General features: G+C 33.6%; 16 protein-coding genes. 11 read left to right on the top strand and 5 right to left on the bottom strand.

Going from position 1 to position 15,806, the window contains the following annotated elements; translation table 11 throughout:
* Positions 1 to 20 precede the first annotated feature (20 nt).
* The 4 genes from C1T31_RS00610 (at position 21) to C1T31_RS00595 (ending at position 5,433) form a co-directional block, all read left to right on the top strand.
* On the top strand, positions 21 to 1,583 hold the full coding sequence (locus tag C1T31_RS00610) for an MFS transporter (RefSeq protein ID WP_103050532.1): 1,563 nt from the start codon (positions 21 to 23) through the stop codon (positions 1,581 to 1,583).
* A gap of 19 nt (positions 1,584 to 1,602) precedes the next feature.
* Positions 1,603 to 2,517: a glycoside hydrolase family 17 protein gene (locus tag C1T31_RS00605; RefSeq protein ID WP_103050531.1), complete on the top strand. Its 915-nt coding sequence runs from the start codon at positions 1,603 to 1,605 to the stop codon at positions 2,515 to 2,517.
* 332 nt (positions 2,518 to 2,849) lie between these two features.
* Positions 2,850 to 4,358: a T9SS type A sorting domain-containing protein gene (locus C1T31_RS00600; RefSeq protein ID WP_103050530.1), complete on the top strand. Its 1,509-nt coding sequence runs from the start codon at positions 2,850 to 2,852 to the stop codon at positions 4,356 to 4,358.
* A gap of 70 nt (positions 4,359 to 4,428) precedes the next feature.
* The gene (locus tag C1T31_RS00595; protein ID WP_103050529.1) at positions 4,429 to 5,433 is read left to right on the top strand and encodes a LacI family DNA-binding transcriptional regulator; all 1,005 of its coding nucleotides are present in this window, start codon (positions 4,429 to 4,431) and stop codon (positions 5,431 to 5,433) included.
* 12 nt (positions 5,434 to 5,445) lie between these two features.
* On the opposite strand, the gene C1T31_RS00590 is transcribed toward C1T31_RS00595, so the two are convergent.
* From C1T31_RS00590 to C1T31_RS00580, 3 genes are read right to left on the bottom strand one after another with little or no spacing between them, the layout of a single operon-like run.
* Entirely contained in the window at positions 5,446 to 7,950 is a 2,505-nt protein-coding gene (locus tag C1T31_RS00590) for a TonB-dependent receptor (RefSeq protein ID WP_243398866.1), read from the bottom strand.
* Entirely contained in the window at positions 7,934 to 8,845 is a 912-nt protein-coding gene (locus tag C1T31_RS00585; RefSeq protein WP_103050528.1) for a FecR family protein, read from the bottom strand. Before C1T31_RS00585 ends, C1T31_RS00590 begins: the two co-directional genes overlap by 17 nt.
* 49 nt (positions 8,846 to 8,894) lie before the next feature.
* Complete coding sequence (locus C1T31_RS00580) at positions 8,895 to 9,419, bottom strand: RNA polymerase sigma factor (RefSeq protein ID WP_103050527.1); 525 nt, start codon at positions 9,417 to 9,419, stop codon at positions 8,895 to 8,897.
* Between the two features lie 452 nt (positions 9,420 to 9,871).
* On the opposite strand from C1T31_RS00580, the gene C1T31_RS00570 reads away from it, so the two are divergent.
* The 7 genes from C1T31_RS00570 to C1T31_RS00540 all read left to right on the top strand — a co-directional run bounded on the left by C1T31_RS00570 (position 9,872) and on the right by C1T31_RS00540 (position 14,352).
* Positions 9,872 to 10,921 (top strand): hypothetical protein, encoded by a 1,050-nt coding sequence (locus C1T31_RS00570; RefSeq protein ID WP_243398865.1) that lies wholly within the window; start codon positions 9,872 to 9,874, stop codon positions 10,919 to 10,921.
* Positions 10,922 to 10,954: 33 nt separating this feature from the next.
* Entirely contained in the window at positions 10,955 to 11,434 is a 480-nt protein-coding gene (locus C1T31_RS00565; protein WP_243398864.1) for a hypothetical protein, read from the top strand.
* 104 nt (positions 11,435 to 11,538) lie between these two features.
* Entirely contained in the window at positions 11,539 to 11,919 is a 381-nt protein-coding gene (locus C1T31_RS00560; RefSeq protein WP_103050524.1) for an OB-fold protein, read from the top strand.
* Between the two features lie 15 nt (positions 11,920 to 11,934).
* Positions 11,935 to 12,528: a T9SS type A sorting domain-containing protein gene (locus C1T31_RS00555; RefSeq protein ID WP_103050523.1), complete on the top strand. Its 594-nt coding sequence runs from the start codon at positions 11,935 to 11,937 to the stop codon at positions 12,526 to 12,528.
* Positions 12,529 to 12,566: 38 nt separating this feature from the next.
* Positions 12,567 to 13,418: a DUF5777 family beta-barrel protein gene (locus C1T31_RS00550; RefSeq protein ID WP_103050522.1), complete on the top strand. Its 852-nt coding sequence runs from the start codon at positions 12,567 to 12,569 to the stop codon at positions 13,416 to 13,418.
* A 9-nt stretch (positions 13,419 to 13,427) separates the two neighbouring features.
* On the top strand, positions 13,428 to 13,799 hold the full coding sequence (locus C1T31_RS00545; RefSeq protein ID WP_103050521.1) for a hypothetical protein: 372 nt from the start codon (positions 13,428 to 13,430) through the stop codon (positions 13,797 to 13,799).
* Between the two features lie 13 nt (positions 13,800 to 13,812).
* Positions 13,813 to 14,352, top strand: a complete 540-nt coding sequence (locus C1T31_RS00540) for a YceI family protein (protein WP_103050520.1) — start codon at positions 13,813 to 13,815, stop codon at positions 14,350 to 14,352.
* A gap of 10 nt (positions 14,353 to 14,362) precedes the next feature.
* Here the strand turns inward: C1T31_RS00540 and C1T31_RS00535 are convergent, their stop codons facing one another.
* Positions 14,363 to 14,839 carry a DinB family protein gene (locus tag C1T31_RS00535; protein ID WP_103050519.1) on the bottom strand — a complete coding sequence of 159 codons (477 nt, stop codon included), beginning with the start codon at positions 14,837 to 14,839 and terminating at the stop codon, positions 14,363 to 14,365.
* Positions 14,840 to 15,775 (bottom strand): NHL repeat-containing protein, encoded by a 936-nt coding sequence (locus tag C1T31_RS00530; protein ID WP_103050518.1) that lies wholly within the window; start codon positions 15,773 to 15,775, stop codon positions 14,840 to 14,842. It abuts the gene before it with no gap.
* Between the last annotated feature and the right edge of the window lie 31 nt (positions 15,776 to 15,806).

Raw genomic sequence — 15,806 nt, 5'->3', positions numbered from 1 at the left:
ACAAATCAAAACCAAAAGTTATGTCACATTATAAAACCGCTGCTAAAGACAAAGTACCAATTGGACAAAAAGCTGCATTTGGTGCAGGACATTTTGTTTTGAATTTATTGCCTGGAGCATTAGGCTTCTTCATGTTTTTTTTGTTGACTGCCTTTGGAATGGATCCGCTTTATGCTGGAATTTTAGGAGCTCTACCCAGATTTTTCGATGCCATAACCGATCCTATTATGGGCTTTATTTCAGACAATACAAAGTCAAAATGGGGAAGACGAAGACCTTATATATTTATTGGCGCTATCTTAAGCGGTTTATTGTTTGCCTTAACTTGGCAAATGTCTCCTGAAAATTCTCAAGTTTATAATTTTTGGTACTTCTTAATCTTGTCTATTTTGTTTTTGGTAGGTAATACCATGTATGCTACACCTTTGGTTGGTTTGGGATATGAAATGACTTCAGATTATAATGAGCGTACACGATTAATGGCATTTTCAAACACTATGGGACAAATTGCTTGGATGATTGTACCTTGGTTTTGGGTCATTATTGCTGATCCACAGATTTATGAATCTCAAGATATAGGAGTCAGGCATTTATCAATCATTGTTGGTTTGGTTTGTGTTGTGTTAGGTGTATTACCAGCTATTTTTTGTAGAGGAATTGATGCAGCTCACATGAAAAACAGAAAGGACATCAATTTAAAGACATTAGCTAAAAACTTAAAAGAGCTATGGCAAAGTATTATTCAAGTTTCTAAAAACAAACCTTTTATGAAACTATGTGGAGCTACTTTTTTGGTTTTTAATGGCTTTCAAATGGTAGCTGCTTTTAGCGTTTATATTATTGTTTTTTACATGTACAATGGCAGTTATGGAGAAGCAGGTACGTGGCCAGCTTGGTTTTCAACCATAACAGCTGTTATTACGGCGTTTGTTGTAATTCCTATTATTTCAGCAATAGCCAATAAATGGGGAAAACGAAAAGCCTTTATAATTTCAACAGTGATATCCATTATTGGATATATTATGAAATGGTGGGGATTTGACAATGGCTTAAACGAAAAGTTTAACCAAACAGGGTTTGGTGAATCTTTAAATACTGGAGTAGCTTCTTTGTTTGAAGCCATAAATCCATTTTTGGAAAGTGTTGGCATGACCTGGTTTAGTATTGATACAAGTCAAGGGTCACCATGGCTAATTTTCATACCTATTCCGTTTATAGCCTTTGGTTTAGGAGGTTTATTTACCTTAATGATGAGTATGACTGCCGATGTGTGCGACTTGGATGAATTAGAAAATGGCATGCCTAGAAAAGAAGGTACTTTTGGCGCTATATATTGGTGGATGGTGAAAATTGGTCAATCCATCGCTTTATTTTTGGGAGGTTTAGTATTAAAGCTTGTTGGTTTTATTTCTGATGCCGAAACCCAAACAGCTGAAACAATGCATAGTTTAAGAATTGCGGATATTATTATTCCATCAGTTACAGCGGCAATAGCTATTTGGATCATGTGGAAGTATAGTCTAACTGAGGATAGAGCAAGAGAAATAAAAGCGCAACTTGTTGAAAGACGGGGTGAGTTATAAATTTTAATGAATTAAATATATGTCGTATAGAAGAGAATCATATTACAAATACAAGGGCTATAGTCAAAAAAACACTGTAGGAATTGATGCGTCAAAATTATCACTTGAAGCCTTAAAAGATTTATGGCGAAAAACCATTAATGATGGGTTTCATGGCATATGCTTTAGTATGTATGAAGATGGACAACAACCAGGTGATGATATTAGTTTTGAGCAGGTTGATCGTCGTGTACAAATTTTAAAACCGTATGTTGAGGCTATCCGATCATTTTCATGTGTTGAAGGAAATGAGCATGTCCCAGTTGCTGCCAAAAAACATGGCTTGAACACGCTTGTTGGAGCCTGGTTAGGAGATAACATGGAGGATAATGAAAAAGAAATTGAGGGCTTAATTACACTTGCTAGAGCTGGTCATGTTGATGTGGCAGCTGTAGGTAATGAAGTGCTTTATCGCAATGATTTAACATTAGAAGAGTTGCTAGTTTATATAAGACGTGTTAAAGACGCTTTATCAGGTCTGGATATTCCAGTTGGATATGTGGATGCTTATTATGAGTTTTCAAGACACCCTGAATTGGTTGAGCATTCAGATGTTATTTTAACCAATTTATATCCGTATTGGGAAGGCTGTCCTATAGAATATGCTTTAGGTCATATGCAGGCTATGTATGGTCAAGTTGTGGATGCAGCAAAAGGGAAACCAATCATAATTACAGAGACTGGTTGGCCAAGTGAAGGAGGAAGTTTAAAAGGTGCGGTCGCAGGCGATAGAGCCGCTATGAAGTATTTTATTGACACTATAAATTGGACAAAAGAAAATGATATTCTCATTTTCTACTTCTCATCGTTTGATGAGTCTTGGAAAGTAGGGGATGAAGGAGATGTTGGTGCATATTGGGGACTTTGGGATAAAAGCGAAAACTTAAAATTTTAATAACTTATAAATGGCCATAGTGCTTTTTTAATGTTGTATTAAGATAAAAGTTAAAAGCATTTAGACAAAATTAACCCAACATATCATATAATCACCACAACATGACCTATACATTCTAAAAATATAAAAATCTAATGAAAAACCTGAATACGTGAAACATCCTATTGATTCTGCATTCTGGATTGATTTTAAACTAGATATAGTTTTTTTTTGATTGTATGTTTTTTGTAGCGGTAACAAATGCGAATAATACAATTTTAAGAGGGTATCTTTGATAAATTACATTTTTTGACTTTAGATTTTTGAATAATTAACAACTAAAATATTAAACTATGAAAAAAATTACTTTTTTAATCTTTTTAATTGCGACCACTATTGTTGTAGGACAAACTACACTTTATGATTTTGAAGATAGTGGTGAACTACCTCAATTTCAATTTGGTAATCTTGTATATGCCAACATCGTTAATCCTGATATGTCTGGTGTTAATACCACTATGAGGGTTCTTGAAATTAATAAACCTGATAATGCAGATTGGTTTGGAGGAATTGGTTTCGAAACTCCTGGATTGCCGTTAATCAATTTAGCTAACGGTACTGAATTTACAATGCAAGTATGGGCTCCGATAGCCAATCAAAGTATTCGATTTCAAATTCAAAACGGTTTGAACGGTGAACCAACTTATAATAGAGATGTTGTTATTGCTAATGCTGGAGTATGGACAGATGTGACATTTGATTTTAGTGATCAACCTGGATTGACAGGTATGGAGCAATATCCTATTTTAGTAATACAGCCCAATTACGATCCTTCATGTGAAGGGGGTTCTTGCACAACAGTTGGAACTGGAAATGGAGGAGTTTGGTATATTGACAATATAGTTCAAATTGGCGTTATCCCAACATGTGATGATGGTATCCAAAATGGTATGGAAACTGGAGTTGATTGTGGTGGTCCAGATTGCGACCCTTGTGTGCCAACATGTGATGATGGTATCCAGAATGGTAACGAGACTGGAGTTGATTGTGGTGGCCCAGATTGCGCTCCATGTATACCAACCGAACCTACAGTAGCAGCGCCAGTACCTACTCCTTTGCAAAGTCAAGTTATTAATATGTACAGCAATACATATACAACTGATGTGAATGTCAGTTCATGGAGATCAGCTTGGAGTACCAGTACATACACAGATAATGTTCAAGTTGATGGGCCAGGTTCGGAATGTAAGAGGTACATTGATGCAGATTTCGTTGGTGTAGAATTCTATGGAGCTGATGCAGTTGATGCAACATCTATGAACTTTTTCCATGTGGATGTGTGGTCACCTAATGCAACAGTTTTCAGAGTTAAATTAGTAGATTTAGATGCTGGTACAGTTGAAGGGGAGTTAGCTTATAACATAGCACAAGGACAATGGGTAAGTTTGGATATTGATTTAGATGATTTTGCTAATCCATCGTTGGTTACAAATTCAGCGAATTTGTTAACATCAAGAAATTCAATTCAACAATTAATATTTTCTGGTCAACCAGTAGGGACATTCGACTTTTTTATTGATAATGTATACTTTTCAGAAGTTGAATCTTTAAGTACTCCTGAATTAAATATATCAGAAATAGGTATTTACCCTAACCCAACACTAGACGTTTGGAATGTGAAAACCAATAATCAAGAAATCAATTCTATTGAGGTTTTTGATATTCATGGAAGACAAGCTATGAGTTTAAATCCAAATGCTTCTGAAGCTATAATAGATGGTTCAAGTTTACCAGCGGGTCTATACTTTGCAACAATCAATACTATTAATGGATCAAAAAGTATTAAACTAATTAAACAGTAATTTATTCGTGAATTAGTAAATAGTTAGGTAATTTAAGGTGCGTTTTTTAGCGCACCTTTTTTTAAAAATTATGGTCACTTTAAAACAATTAGCTCAAGAATTAAATGTATCGGTTTCGACTGTATCAAAAGCACTAAATAATAGTGATGAGATTGGCGCAGAAACTATTGAGAGGGTTAAAGAATTGGCCCAATTATATAATTATAAGCCTAATCAATTAGCTTTAAATCTCAAAAGAAGTGCAACTAAAACTATAGGGGTTATCATACCAAATATTTTAAATCACTTTTTTGCTCAAGTGTTGTTCGGAATTGAAAAAGAAGCTTCAAAAAAAGGTTACAATATCATTACATGCTTATCAAACGAATCGAATGAAAAGGAAATAAAGAGTCTTGAAGTATTATCCCACGGAAGCGTAGATGGATTTATTGTATCCGTAGCCGAAGAGACCCAAACAAATGACAGCAAAGAACATTTTGAAAACTTGGTAAAACAGAATATACCAATTGTTATGTTTGATCGCGTACTGAACGACGTGGGATGCATGCAGGTAATTATTAATGACTATGAGTCCTCTTATACAACCACCAAACATTTGCTTAATGAAGGGAGAAAAAAGATTGCTTTATTAAGTAATATATCCGAATTGAGTGTCGGCAAGTTGAGAATTAAAGGATATTTAGATGCATTGTCGGAATCAAAACATTATACTAATGATCCTATAGTAGCGTCCTATGACTTGGATGACGACAACGAAGAAAAAATTGAATCCTTGTTGATGCAAAACATGGATATTGATGGGGTTATAGCTATAGATAATACATCGGGTGTTATCGCACTTCATAAGGCATTAAAATCTGGAAAACAGGTTCCTAAAAATATATCCATAATAGGGTTTTCGGGTAACAATATTCTGCCTTTTTCTGAACCTAAATTATCCACCGTATCACAGCATCCTTTAAAAATAGGGAGCACTACAGTTAATATGTTAATTGATAGTCTCGAAAAAAGAGAATCTAAAAAACGGAAAGTTTTAATAAAAACAGAACTTATTTTGAGAGGTACTACGTTGTGATTTCAAGTAAGTTTAAAATAGAATTCTAGCGGATACATTCGGAACAAAACCTAAAGACAGTTCGTTTATCTCAACAAGGTTTACGTTGCTTAATCGGTAGTATCTATTGATGACATTGTCCTTTCCGAATACATTCCAAACTGAAGCTCCAAATTGGCCTTTTAATTTTTTCCCAATATCGAGATAGTAAAGTGCCGATAAATCTACTCGAAAATAGGATTCCAATGATGAAGAATTAGGAGCGGCATAGTTTATTGTATTATTGACAACATCATTACCATCAATGGGTTCTGTTAATGGCTTTCCGGTTCGCCAATTCAAACCTGCTGCCAATTTAAATTTATTTATTGTATAGGAAGACCCAAATGTTATGGCATGTGTAATATCAAAATTACTTGGAAACCCATCTTCATAAAGCTCTTTAAAATGGTATTTGTTATCCATATAGGAGTAACTTAACCATAAATTGAATGCATCAAAACGCTTTCTTGTCAAAAAGTCAATGCCATAAACTTCATAATTACCTGATGTTTTGGCAAACTCAAAATCATTTTGAAAACCTTGGCTTTGAGAGGTTATACCATTGACTTTTTTATAGTATCCCTCAACACTTAACAAAAAGTCATTATTATCAAAGTTTATTCCTAGTGATAACTGTTTGCTTTTTATTATTGGAATGGAGTCATTATCTGTTAATTGCCAACGTCTTTTTTCAACCCCTAAAAAATCGTTTTGAAAGTTAATTATTTGGGAGGTGTTTTGGTGCTTGAATTCGCCAAGTGCTTCAATGGACAAACTATTTGAAAGCTTATGAGTCACACTCAACCTGGGTTCCAGAATATGTTTCTGAAACTCATCTAAATAGGCATACCGAAACCCTAAATCCACATGTGTTTTTTTATTTAAGGTTTTCCAATTAAGTTTGGCAAACGCACTATGCTCCCTCAATACTTCAGAAACTAGTAATTTATATCTTGGAACATCAACATCATCTAAATTGGTGACTTCGGTTTCGGTAAAATGGTAACCAAAGGTTGCATGAGATTTCTCGTTAAGTTTTTGCTCAGCTATTAATTTGACACTAGTTTCAGAAACCTGATTTTTTTGTAAAAAGCGTTGTGATTCTGTAATGTTGGCGTTAATGGATTCTAGTTTATAATCTGTTTCATAAACTTCAAGTGTCGTATTGAATTTAGAATTCCATTTTCGTAAATATTGTAACCCACCTGCTATACTACTTTGAGAAACACTGCTCTCCCGTGAGGTTTCGACGGTATTGACAATTTCATTTTCGTTGAATACTAAATTATTGGAAACATTGATAAAGTTAAGCCTTAATTCATTTTTGTCGTTAATTTTATAAATCCATCGCAGGGATGCATCATAAAAATCAAATTCCTGATCAGAGTTTATGTCATTTTGTAATTCATTATTTTGAGAAATACGTTTAAAAAACTGATCGTAAGCAGGGGTTTTTGTAAAATCACTTATGGATTTTCTGGCGGCTATTTGCAAGGACGATTTTTTGCCTAAAGGGAGATCGGCAAATCCATTGGCATCAATTAAATTGATACCAATACTGCCGTTAAATGTTTTATTCAATTTTTTTTCAGTGTACATAGCGATGGTTCCAGAAACACCATCAGAAAAAGCAACATCGGTTCCGTTTTTAAATAATGAAACGTTTTGTGTTATTTGAGGATTATACATGGAAATGAGTCCAAAAAAATGACCTGACTGGTACATTTTGATATTGTCCCATAAAATAAGATTTTGATCATGCGATCCGCCACGGATGTTAATGTTAGAAACTGTTTCAGATACACTTAGGATGCCTGGAAATGCTTGAACCGAATTTAGAACATCGGCATCAATCAAACCAGGTAAAATTTCAAACTCCTCAATATTAATATTAAAGGACCCATTATTGAGTTTGCTAATTCCTTTAGTGATATAGTTTGAAATGAAAATTTCAGATAACGCTTGAATGTCAGGTTCTAGAAGTAAGGTAAAGCAACTGTTTAAATCATAATCCTGTAAATTCAAGATCATGCTTTTATGGCCTAGAGCTCGAATTTCATAGGAATCATCTGGTTTATAATCTGAAATTTCAAAATAGCCATTGTTGTCGGCTACAATACCTTTTGTTCCTTTTTGAAGGGTGGCTAATGGAATGGGCAAATTATCAATAGAACTTTTGATATAGCCGCAAAGTAGATTTTTAGGATGATGCTTTATCAATATAATAGAATCATTCAATCTTGAAAAGATTAGTTTCGATTGTGTTTCTAAAAAAATGATTAAATCTTCAATAGATAAATCATCGGCAGGTGGCGAAATATGAATGCCTGCTATTACATCCTCGGCATAATTAAACTGGACTCCATATTTTTTTTCTGCTGCCTCAAGGACATCGTGCAATAACATGGTGTCTGTTTCATTTTGTGCGAAACCCTGAAAGGACTGTAGCAAGCAGACTATGGTACCAATAAAAAAAAGTTTAATCCTTATTTTCATACAGTACAACACGATTGGAAGAATTTACTTCATAGTTTAAATTCATGGGTTGTGTGATGGAAATAAGGGCTTGCTCTAAATTATTATGAGTAAAGGTACCAGTAAATAATTTTTCTATATCAACGTTTTGATGGGTAATTTCTAAATTATATTGTCTTTCCAATTCAGAGAGTACATCTTTTAAGGCAATGGCATGAAATGTACTGGAGTTGTCAATCCACCTTGGCTCCATGAAATCGGAATGATCTTCAGAAAATGAACCGTTGTAAATTTTAAATGAATCTCCAGCGTGAAGCTTTCTGGTAATCGTGTCAGAGGTCACACTTACAATACCTTCATAACATTCAACATAAAAGAAATTTTGACGCTGTTTGACATTAAACTGTGTGCCAACAACTGTAACTGTACCTGCTGATGTAATAACATCAAAAGTTTTCCCTTTAGAGACTTTAAAGAAAGCTTCACCTTTTAAATGCAATGACCTATTGGAATCCCAGTTACGTTTAATAAAGGAAACTTCTGAAACACTGTTTAAGGTAACGCTTGAGGCGTCGGGAAGTTCAAAAGTCGTCTTTTCAGCAGCTAGGGTTTTTATTTGGGTTGTATTGTTAAAATAAAAAACAGAATAGACACATAATGCTATAACAATAACACTCGCAATTCTTAAAAAAGGTAATTTCCAATTTAATTGCTTGCTCTTTTTTTGGTTCTCATTATAATGCTTTTTGAAACTGGCAAAATCTTCTAATTGATAAAAGTTTGAAGCTTTGAATGCTTGTGCATCATCAATAATAGCTTGATTTTTAGAATAGTCAGCAGAGCCCTTGAAGATTGCTTCTTCTTCAGTGGTTAATTCATTATTCAGCCATTTTTTTATTAACTGTTCATTTTCCATAAAATGATCCGCATTTACTATTAAACAACTTAATCCACATTTCTCCTGATTATTTTATTGAAAAATTTTCCAATTCGGTTTTTAAAATTTTAAAAGCACTGTAAATTCTATATTCAACCACTTTTTGAGTTACTCCCAACATATCGGCAATCTCACTATGTTTTTTCCCTTCAACTTTATTCAATAAAAAAGCGATTCGTTGCTCTTCTTTTAAACTTTCCAGTACCGCTTTATAGCGTTCTAAATATTGCTCTTTTTCCAATAAAAATTCAGGTGTTTCATGGGTAGTATTATTGGGTAGTATTTTTTGGTATTTTAAAACGACTTTTTGATGCTTTGCTTCATTCAGCATTAAATTATTGGCTACCGTAAATAAGAATGATTTAGCTTTGCTAAAGCTTACCTTTTTACAATTGTCCCAAAGTTTTATAAAGGCATCTTGAGCTTTGTCTGCCGGATTTAAGGCGGCACCATACTTGTAGAACAAAAAGTCATTTAAGTCTTTGGAATATTTATTATAAATCTGTTCAAAAACCGTGTCGCTACATATATTTTCGTGAAGTTCTTTCGGCATACAATGTTTTAATCGCTCCTAATGTATAGATTTTTTTATTTTTTTTCAGGAGATTTTAGATAGTTATTGTTGTATTAGTAAATTCTTTAGGACAAAAGAACCATTTCTACTAAACTATTAATTTATATATAAGCATTGCAAACTCGAAAATCAAATACTAAATCCTTTCTATATTTTACAGCTATCGTTAAAGCAAGAGAAATAGCTTTCTACAAAGAAAAATTGGAGCATTTACAAACATTGATAAATTATAATCCCAATCAAAAAGTTAATAAATACCGATATCAGATAACCTACTCTCGTTATAATAGTTTATTAAAAACAATGACTGATTTAAAAGAACTAAACGCAGATTTTGATTTTTTTTAAATTTTTTTCAGGAGTTTTAAATATAGAGTTGTTTTATTAACAAATAACAAATCAAGAATATGAAGCCTTTAAAATCTTATTTAATGTTCGTCTTGTCAGCTTTGGTTTTATTGACCAGCTGTAGAAAAGAAGAATTGGAGCGCATAGAATCTCCACCAGAAAACACTTTGGTACCCAATTCAAATGTGGCCAACCTGATGAAATTTACGGCTTTAAATGATGGGTCTAACGACAATATTTTAGATTATGCCAATTGTTTCAATATTCAATTGCCAGTAACAGTTACGGTAAATGGTCAGGAATTGGTCATAAACAATGACAGCGACCTGAATATTGTTGAAATCATTTTTGAGGAATCGGATACGGATGTGGATACCATTTTCTTTTCTTATCCGATAACCATTACTCTAACAGATTTTACGGAAGTCATTATTAATGATTATTCGGAATTATCAAATTACGCTTCTAATTGTAATGGCGAGAATATTATTGATGATGATATTGAATGTCTTGATTTTATATACCCAATTGGAGCGTCGGTTTTTAATACCAATAATGAGCTAATCAATACTGTATCCCTTCAAAATGACTACGAGCTGTATGAGTTTATTGAAAATATTGACAGCAATGATATTGTGGCAATTGCATTTCCAATTTCAATGGTTCTTTTTGATGGGACTCAAATAACCGTTAATAATTTAATGGAGCTGGAGTCAACAATTAATACCTTTTCAGATAGTTGTGATGAAGATGATGACTATGATTATAATGATGATGATTGTAACGGGTGTACCACGAATCAATTAGAAGATATTTTAATCAATTGTAGTAATTGGATTGTAGATAAACTAGAACGAAATGGTGACGATTTTGATGATACCTACAACGGTTATGTTTTTAACTTTTTGAGTGATGGAACCATAACTTCTGTATATAATTCTAACAACTATTATGGAACCTGGTCAACAGAAGGTTCAGGAAATGAGATAACGGTTATTATAGATATACCTACATTACCATTATGTAATAATAATTGGGGACTTCATGAAATACAAGACTCAAGTGGTGAAACTAAAGTAGATCTTCGTGTAGGAGATGACGATAGATTGCGATATGAAAGCACTTGCAATTAACTTAGAATAATTATCAATTAAAAAGCAAAAATTATGAAAAAAGCAGTTTTAAACGGAGTGATGTTGATATTTGGTTTATCAATAATATTAACATCGTGTTCATCAGATGATGATGGCGGTAATATTATTCCAAATAATAATGTTGTAATTCAACAAGTGGTTACTCAAGCTCAATCTGGAACTTGGCGAATAACAAGCTTCATTGATTCTGGACAAGATGAAACCAACAACTTTACTGGTTACAATTTTACGTTTGGTACAAACGGAGCTCTTTCAGCAAGTAATGGTAACAATTCAGAATCTGGGAACTGGTCTGTAACGGACAGTAATAGTAATGATGATAGCAACGATGATATTGATTTTAATATCATGTTCAATGTTCCTGACACTAATGATTTTGAAGACCTTAACGACGATTGGGACATCGTTTCTCACACGGATAATAGAATACAATTACGTGATATTAGCGGCGGAAATGGTGGTACTGACACCTTGACTTTTGAACGTAATTAAAAAAACAAATAATACAGCCTACTTTATTTGCCCCCAAATTATTGATTAATAGCTGACTGCTCCAATTTGGAACATAGTTGGGGCAGTTTTTAAAAACATTACTCATGCGTAAGTGGAGCATTTTCATATTATTACTCATTCTTATTGGAGTTCTAGGATATAATTATGTGTATCAAGATCATAGAGATATTCAGTCTGAAGCATCTGTTTTTTCAGTTTCTTCCAAAAAAATTTTAGAGGAATTTCAAGTTAATTCAGAAGATTCCGAATCTAAGTATTTGGATAAGACAATTACAGTTTCTGGCACCGCTACTCAAATAGAGAGTCATGCGATTGTACTGGATAATTCGGTGTTTTGCCAATTTCCAGATAAAATAGATACCAAACTACAAAACGCAAAAAACATATCAATAAAAGGACGGTTTTTGGGCTATGATGATTTACTCAAAGAAGTTAAACTAGACCAATGCCATATTATTAATTAATTAAAACCAAAAATTATGAAGACAAGATTACTTATGCTTGCCATTGTATTAACAATTGGAATGCAAGCTCAAACAACCCACGATCTTATTTGGGAGCGAAACTTTACCAGTCCAGAAGCTGATTTGACTATTGATGTTGGCGATACTGTGAGATGGACATGGACGGATGATGTACCACACACGGTTCAAAATCAAAATGGAAGTACTGAAACTTTTAATAGTGGTGTGATTACTGGAAACGGGATGACGTATTCATATACATTTACGGTTGAAGGTACCAATCCATATTTTTGCGGAGTACATGGTGCAGGAAGCATGTCTGGTGTTATTACCGTGCAGCAAGGTTTAAGTGTTGATGAATTTAACAGTGCATCTGTTAGGTTAACTCCGAATCCAGTAAATACCAATTTAACGATTGGTTTGCCAAACGGGTTTACTAATGGCCAATTGAAGATAGTTGATTTAACAGGCAAATTGGTTTTTAATAGAGCTCTCGCAAATTCAAATCAAGAATTAGATATTGATGTTTCTGGAATAGGATCCGGTATGTATTTAATCCGTTTGGAATTTGAAGAAAATACCATTACAAAAAGATTAATCATTCAATAGTGATGAATTGCGTGTCAAATTTCATTTTCAATCAGGTTATGAAAACGTTATGGTTCCTAATATGTGTTTTTTCCATAAGTGTTTCCTGGGCTCAAGAAGATTTGCTTGATGAAATAGATTCTGATTCGGTGGTTAGCTCCTATACAACAGCAGCTTTCAAAGGATTAAAAATCGTCAATTTTGAGTCAACCAAATTGGTAGCCAAAAAGGAGTTTACGCTGGTAGTAGCTCATAGATTCGGAAGTATTGAAAATGGGTTTGACACGTTTTTTGGTTTAGATGATGCCGTTACGCGACTAAATTTTATATATGGAATATCAGATGGCTTTAACATAGGCATTTCTAGAAGTTCCTATCAAAAGATTTATGAAGGCTCTCTCAAGTATCGCATTTTAAGGCAAGAAAATAATGGCTTTCCGTTTACTGTAGTTGGCTTTAATTCTATTCTGATTAACACGGCTTTGGATAAAAACAATTTACCAAAATTGGAATTCAAACATCGTTTGGGATATACTGCTCAAATATTGGTTTCAAGAAAAATGAGTGAAAAGTTGTCTTTAGAAATCGCACCTACGTTTTTCCACGATAACTATGTTATGATTAACAATCAAGATAATTCGCAGTTTGCACTAGGTTTTGGTGGGCGTTATAAGTTAGGTAAGCGTTGGTCTTTGAATGCTGATTATGGATGGCATTTAAATAGAGCTTCCAATTCACCATTTAGAAATCCATTATCTATTGGTATTGATTTGGAAACGGGTGGACACGTTTTTCAAATGCATTTTACCAATGCACAGCCTATGAATACTAGTACATTCCTTGGTCAGTCTACTGGTGATTGGAGTGAAGGTGATATTTATTTTGGATTTAACTTAAGTCGTGTTTTTTAATCAAATAGTATGAAACCAAACAGTATAATTTTCACAATAGGAATAGGAGTTTTGACACTTTTTAACTGTACATCAGTCAGTGAGGAAGACTTGATAGAGCAAACAGTTTTACCTGATGATACGGTAACATATGTAGACCATGTAAAATCGATTATTGATAATAATTGCATTAGTTGTCATTCAAACCCTCCAGAAAATGGCGCGCCAATGGCGCTCATTACTTACGAAAACGTCAGAGATGCTGTTGAAAATAGAGGATTGATAGATAGAATATCATCCGATAATTTAGGATTTCTAATGCCTTTTGGAGGACCCAGATTACCCCAAAATTTAATCGATACGGTTATATTATGGGAAGCAGAAGGCCTTCAGGAAGAATAATAAAAAGAGAACTATGAAAAAAATTGTATGTATTATGCTCTTGGGTTTTGCATTACTTACACAGGCTCAAAGCAAGTATATGACCAAAACAGGAAGCGTAACTTTTGAAGCTTCCGTCCCTTCTTTTGAGGAGGTCAAAGCTACCAATGCATCAACAACAGCCATCTTGAACTCGGAAAACGGTGAGTTTGCTGCGTTGATTTTAGTAAAAGGATTTCGGTTAAAAAATGCTTTAATGGAAGAGCATTTTAATGAAAATTATGCCGAGTCCAATACCTATCCAAAAGCGACATTTAAAGGTACATTCAAAAACTTCTCGAGTAACAAATTATCAGGCACTTATACTATTGATGGAACTTTAACATTTCACGGCGTTTCTAAATATTTAAAGGATATTAAAGTAACCCTAACGGAATTAGACAATATCTTGAAACTTACGGGAAACTTTAATGTATTAGCATCCGATTTTAAAATAGATATCCCAAAAATTGTCAGTAATAAACTATCTAACGAAGTCGCTGTAAATTTTGAGTTTGAATTGTTAGAGAAGTGATTAGGTAGTATTAGCTGGTCTTTTCTAAAATCATTTTCTTGATTAAAGATACTTGACCCAAATGGTAATAGCTATGTTCAATAAGCGCTTCAATATTCCTGCGATAGGTACCATATTTAGGGTCAACAAATACACTGTTTAGTTTTTCATCACTCATTTGTTCAACATATTTTGCAAAGGCTTCGGCATTTTGAAACAGGGATTCCTTTAAAGTATTCCAATCCTTTTCTGAAGTGATCTCTGGCATATCAAAACTGTATTTATCTCGAATCTCAAGATTTCCACCCTTAAAAACATGTAAAACGCCAGCTATGTAATAGTTGATATGAAAAGCCAAAAGCGCTATGGTATTTAATGAGCTTACTTTTGTTAGGGCTTGTTGCCAAGTGACATTGGAAAGCTGATCTTGGAAATTGGTATTGGCTATCCAAGTTCCGTTTAGAATGACTTCTCTAAACCTATTGGCTATTTCGTTGGATTTTTCCATCTAGTTTTTCAGTTGGTTTTTTGAAAAGTCAATTTCCAAAACCCGTAACGGTTTAAAATTTTTATCAGCTATAACAATTCTTGGACCCAAGTGTTTTTTATTATAGCCTGTTTCCATAATATAGTAATGGTCATCTTTATAGTATACACCAGTTGGGCTCCAATATAATTCGGAAGTGTATTCAGTTTTCACTTCATCATTTTTATTAATGGATAGAATGGTTCGATTGGCATTTTCAGTAACCAGAGGATTGCCAGAACTGTCAAAAGAAATTCCATAAAATAAATGATGATTTGTTTCGCTAAAAATAGGATTTTTGGGATTTTGAGGCATTAAATTGTTGGCTATTTCAATTAAACCTTCTTTTTCAGACCATTTAAATAAGGCACCATTTTTATACTTTGAATCAGTTATCCAAAGGTTATCATCCGAATCGGTGGTTAAGGTGCTAATTCGTTCAAATTTTCTTGATAACAACGGTGATGTTTGTCCACTTAAAGTTTTTAAATGTATTTGTTTGTTAAATGCAAAATATACCTGTTTTAAGTCATTAGAAACAGCAAATACTTGACCATGATATTCATCCCAATCATCTGTAAATAATAATGTGTCTAATTGTTTGACATTCTGCTCATACTTGAAAAGATAATTATGGCCTTCGCCTTCAATTTCACCAGTTCGCCATTTGGCAATTCCAGCAATTATTTCATTGTCTTTGTTAAGATATATTTGATGCGCATGAAAGTTGGTAAAAACAGCTTCAAGGTCTAAAGAATTTGGATCTAAACGCCAAAGCGTACCATCGCCATTGTGCATGACATCAGCAAAGTAAATACAGCCATTATCGTCAACAACAATGCCCCAAGAAGGATGCGCTTGAACTTTAAAGCATGTTGCAAATAACAAGCATAGAAACCAAAATGGACCCCATTTCATAATTTGAAAATTTCTTTAAATTACAAATTTA

This window comes from Hanstruepera neustonica (assembly GCF_002895005.1).
GTDB lineage: Bacteria > Bacteroidota > Bacteroidia > Flavobacteriales > Flavobacteriaceae > Hanstruepera > Hanstruepera neustonica.
This window is presented reverse-complemented; position numbering and strand designations above follow the sequence as displayed.

Bases quoted from the DNA above. Each gene is read 5' to 3' on its own strand.
- C1T31_RS00610 (WP_103050532.1), top strand. From the start codon at position 21: ATGTCACATTATAAAACCGCTGCTAAAGACAAAGTACCAATTGGACAA.
- C1T31_RS00605 (WP_103050531.1), top strand. From the start codon at position 1,603: ATGTCGTATAGAAGAGAATCATATTACAAATACAAGGGCTATAGTCAA.
- C1T31_RS00600 (WP_103050530.1), top strand. From the start codon at position 2,850: ATGAAAAAAATTACTTTTTTAATCTTTTTAATTGCGACCACTATTGTT.
- C1T31_RS00595 (WP_103050529.1), top strand. From the start codon at position 4,429: ATGGTCACTTTAAAACAATTAGCTCAAGAATTAAATGTATCGGTTTCG.
- C1T31_RS00590 (WP_243398866.1), bottom strand. From the start codon at position 7,950: ATGAAAATAAGGATTAAACTTTTTTTTATTGGTACCATAGTCTGCTTG.
- C1T31_RS00585 (WP_103050528.1), bottom strand. From the start codon at position 8,845: ATGGAAAATGAACAGTTAATAAAAAAATGGCTGAATAATGAATTAACC.
- C1T31_RS00580 (WP_103050527.1), bottom strand. From the start codon at position 9,419: ATGCCGAAAGAACTTCACGAAAATATATGTAGCGACACGGTTTTTGAA.
- C1T31_RS00570 (WP_243398865.1), top strand. From the start codon at position 9,872: ATGTTCGTCTTGTCAGCTTTGGTTTTATTGACCAGCTGTAGAAAAGAA.
- C1T31_RS00565 (WP_243398864.1), top strand. From the start codon at position 10,955: ATGAAAAAAGCAGTTTTAAACGGAGTGATGTTGATATTTGGTTTATCA.
- C1T31_RS00560 (WP_103050524.1), top strand. From the start codon at position 11,539: ATGCGTAAGTGGAGCATTTTCATATTATTACTCATTCTTATTGGAGTT.
- C1T31_RS00555 (WP_103050523.1), top strand. From the start codon at position 11,935: ATGAAGACAAGATTACTTATGCTTGCCATTGTATTAACAATTGGAATG.
- C1T31_RS00550 (WP_103050522.1), top strand. From the start codon at position 12,567: ATGAAAACGTTATGGTTCCTAATATGTGTTTTTTCCATAAGTGTTTCC.
- C1T31_RS00545 (WP_103050521.1), top strand. From the start codon at position 13,428: ATGAAACCAAACAGTATAATTTTCACAATAGGAATAGGAGTTTTGACA.
- C1T31_RS00540 (WP_103050520.1), top strand. From the start codon at position 13,813: ATGAAAAAAATTGTATGTATTATGCTCTTGGGTTTTGCATTACTTACA.
- C1T31_RS00535 (WP_103050519.1), bottom strand. From the start codon at position 14,839: ATGGAAAAATCCAACGAAATAGCCAATAGGTTTAGAGAAGTCATTCTA.
- C1T31_RS00530 (WP_103050518.1), bottom strand. From the start codon at position 15,775: ATGAAATGGGGTCCATTTTGGTTTCTATGCTTGTTATTTGCAACATGC.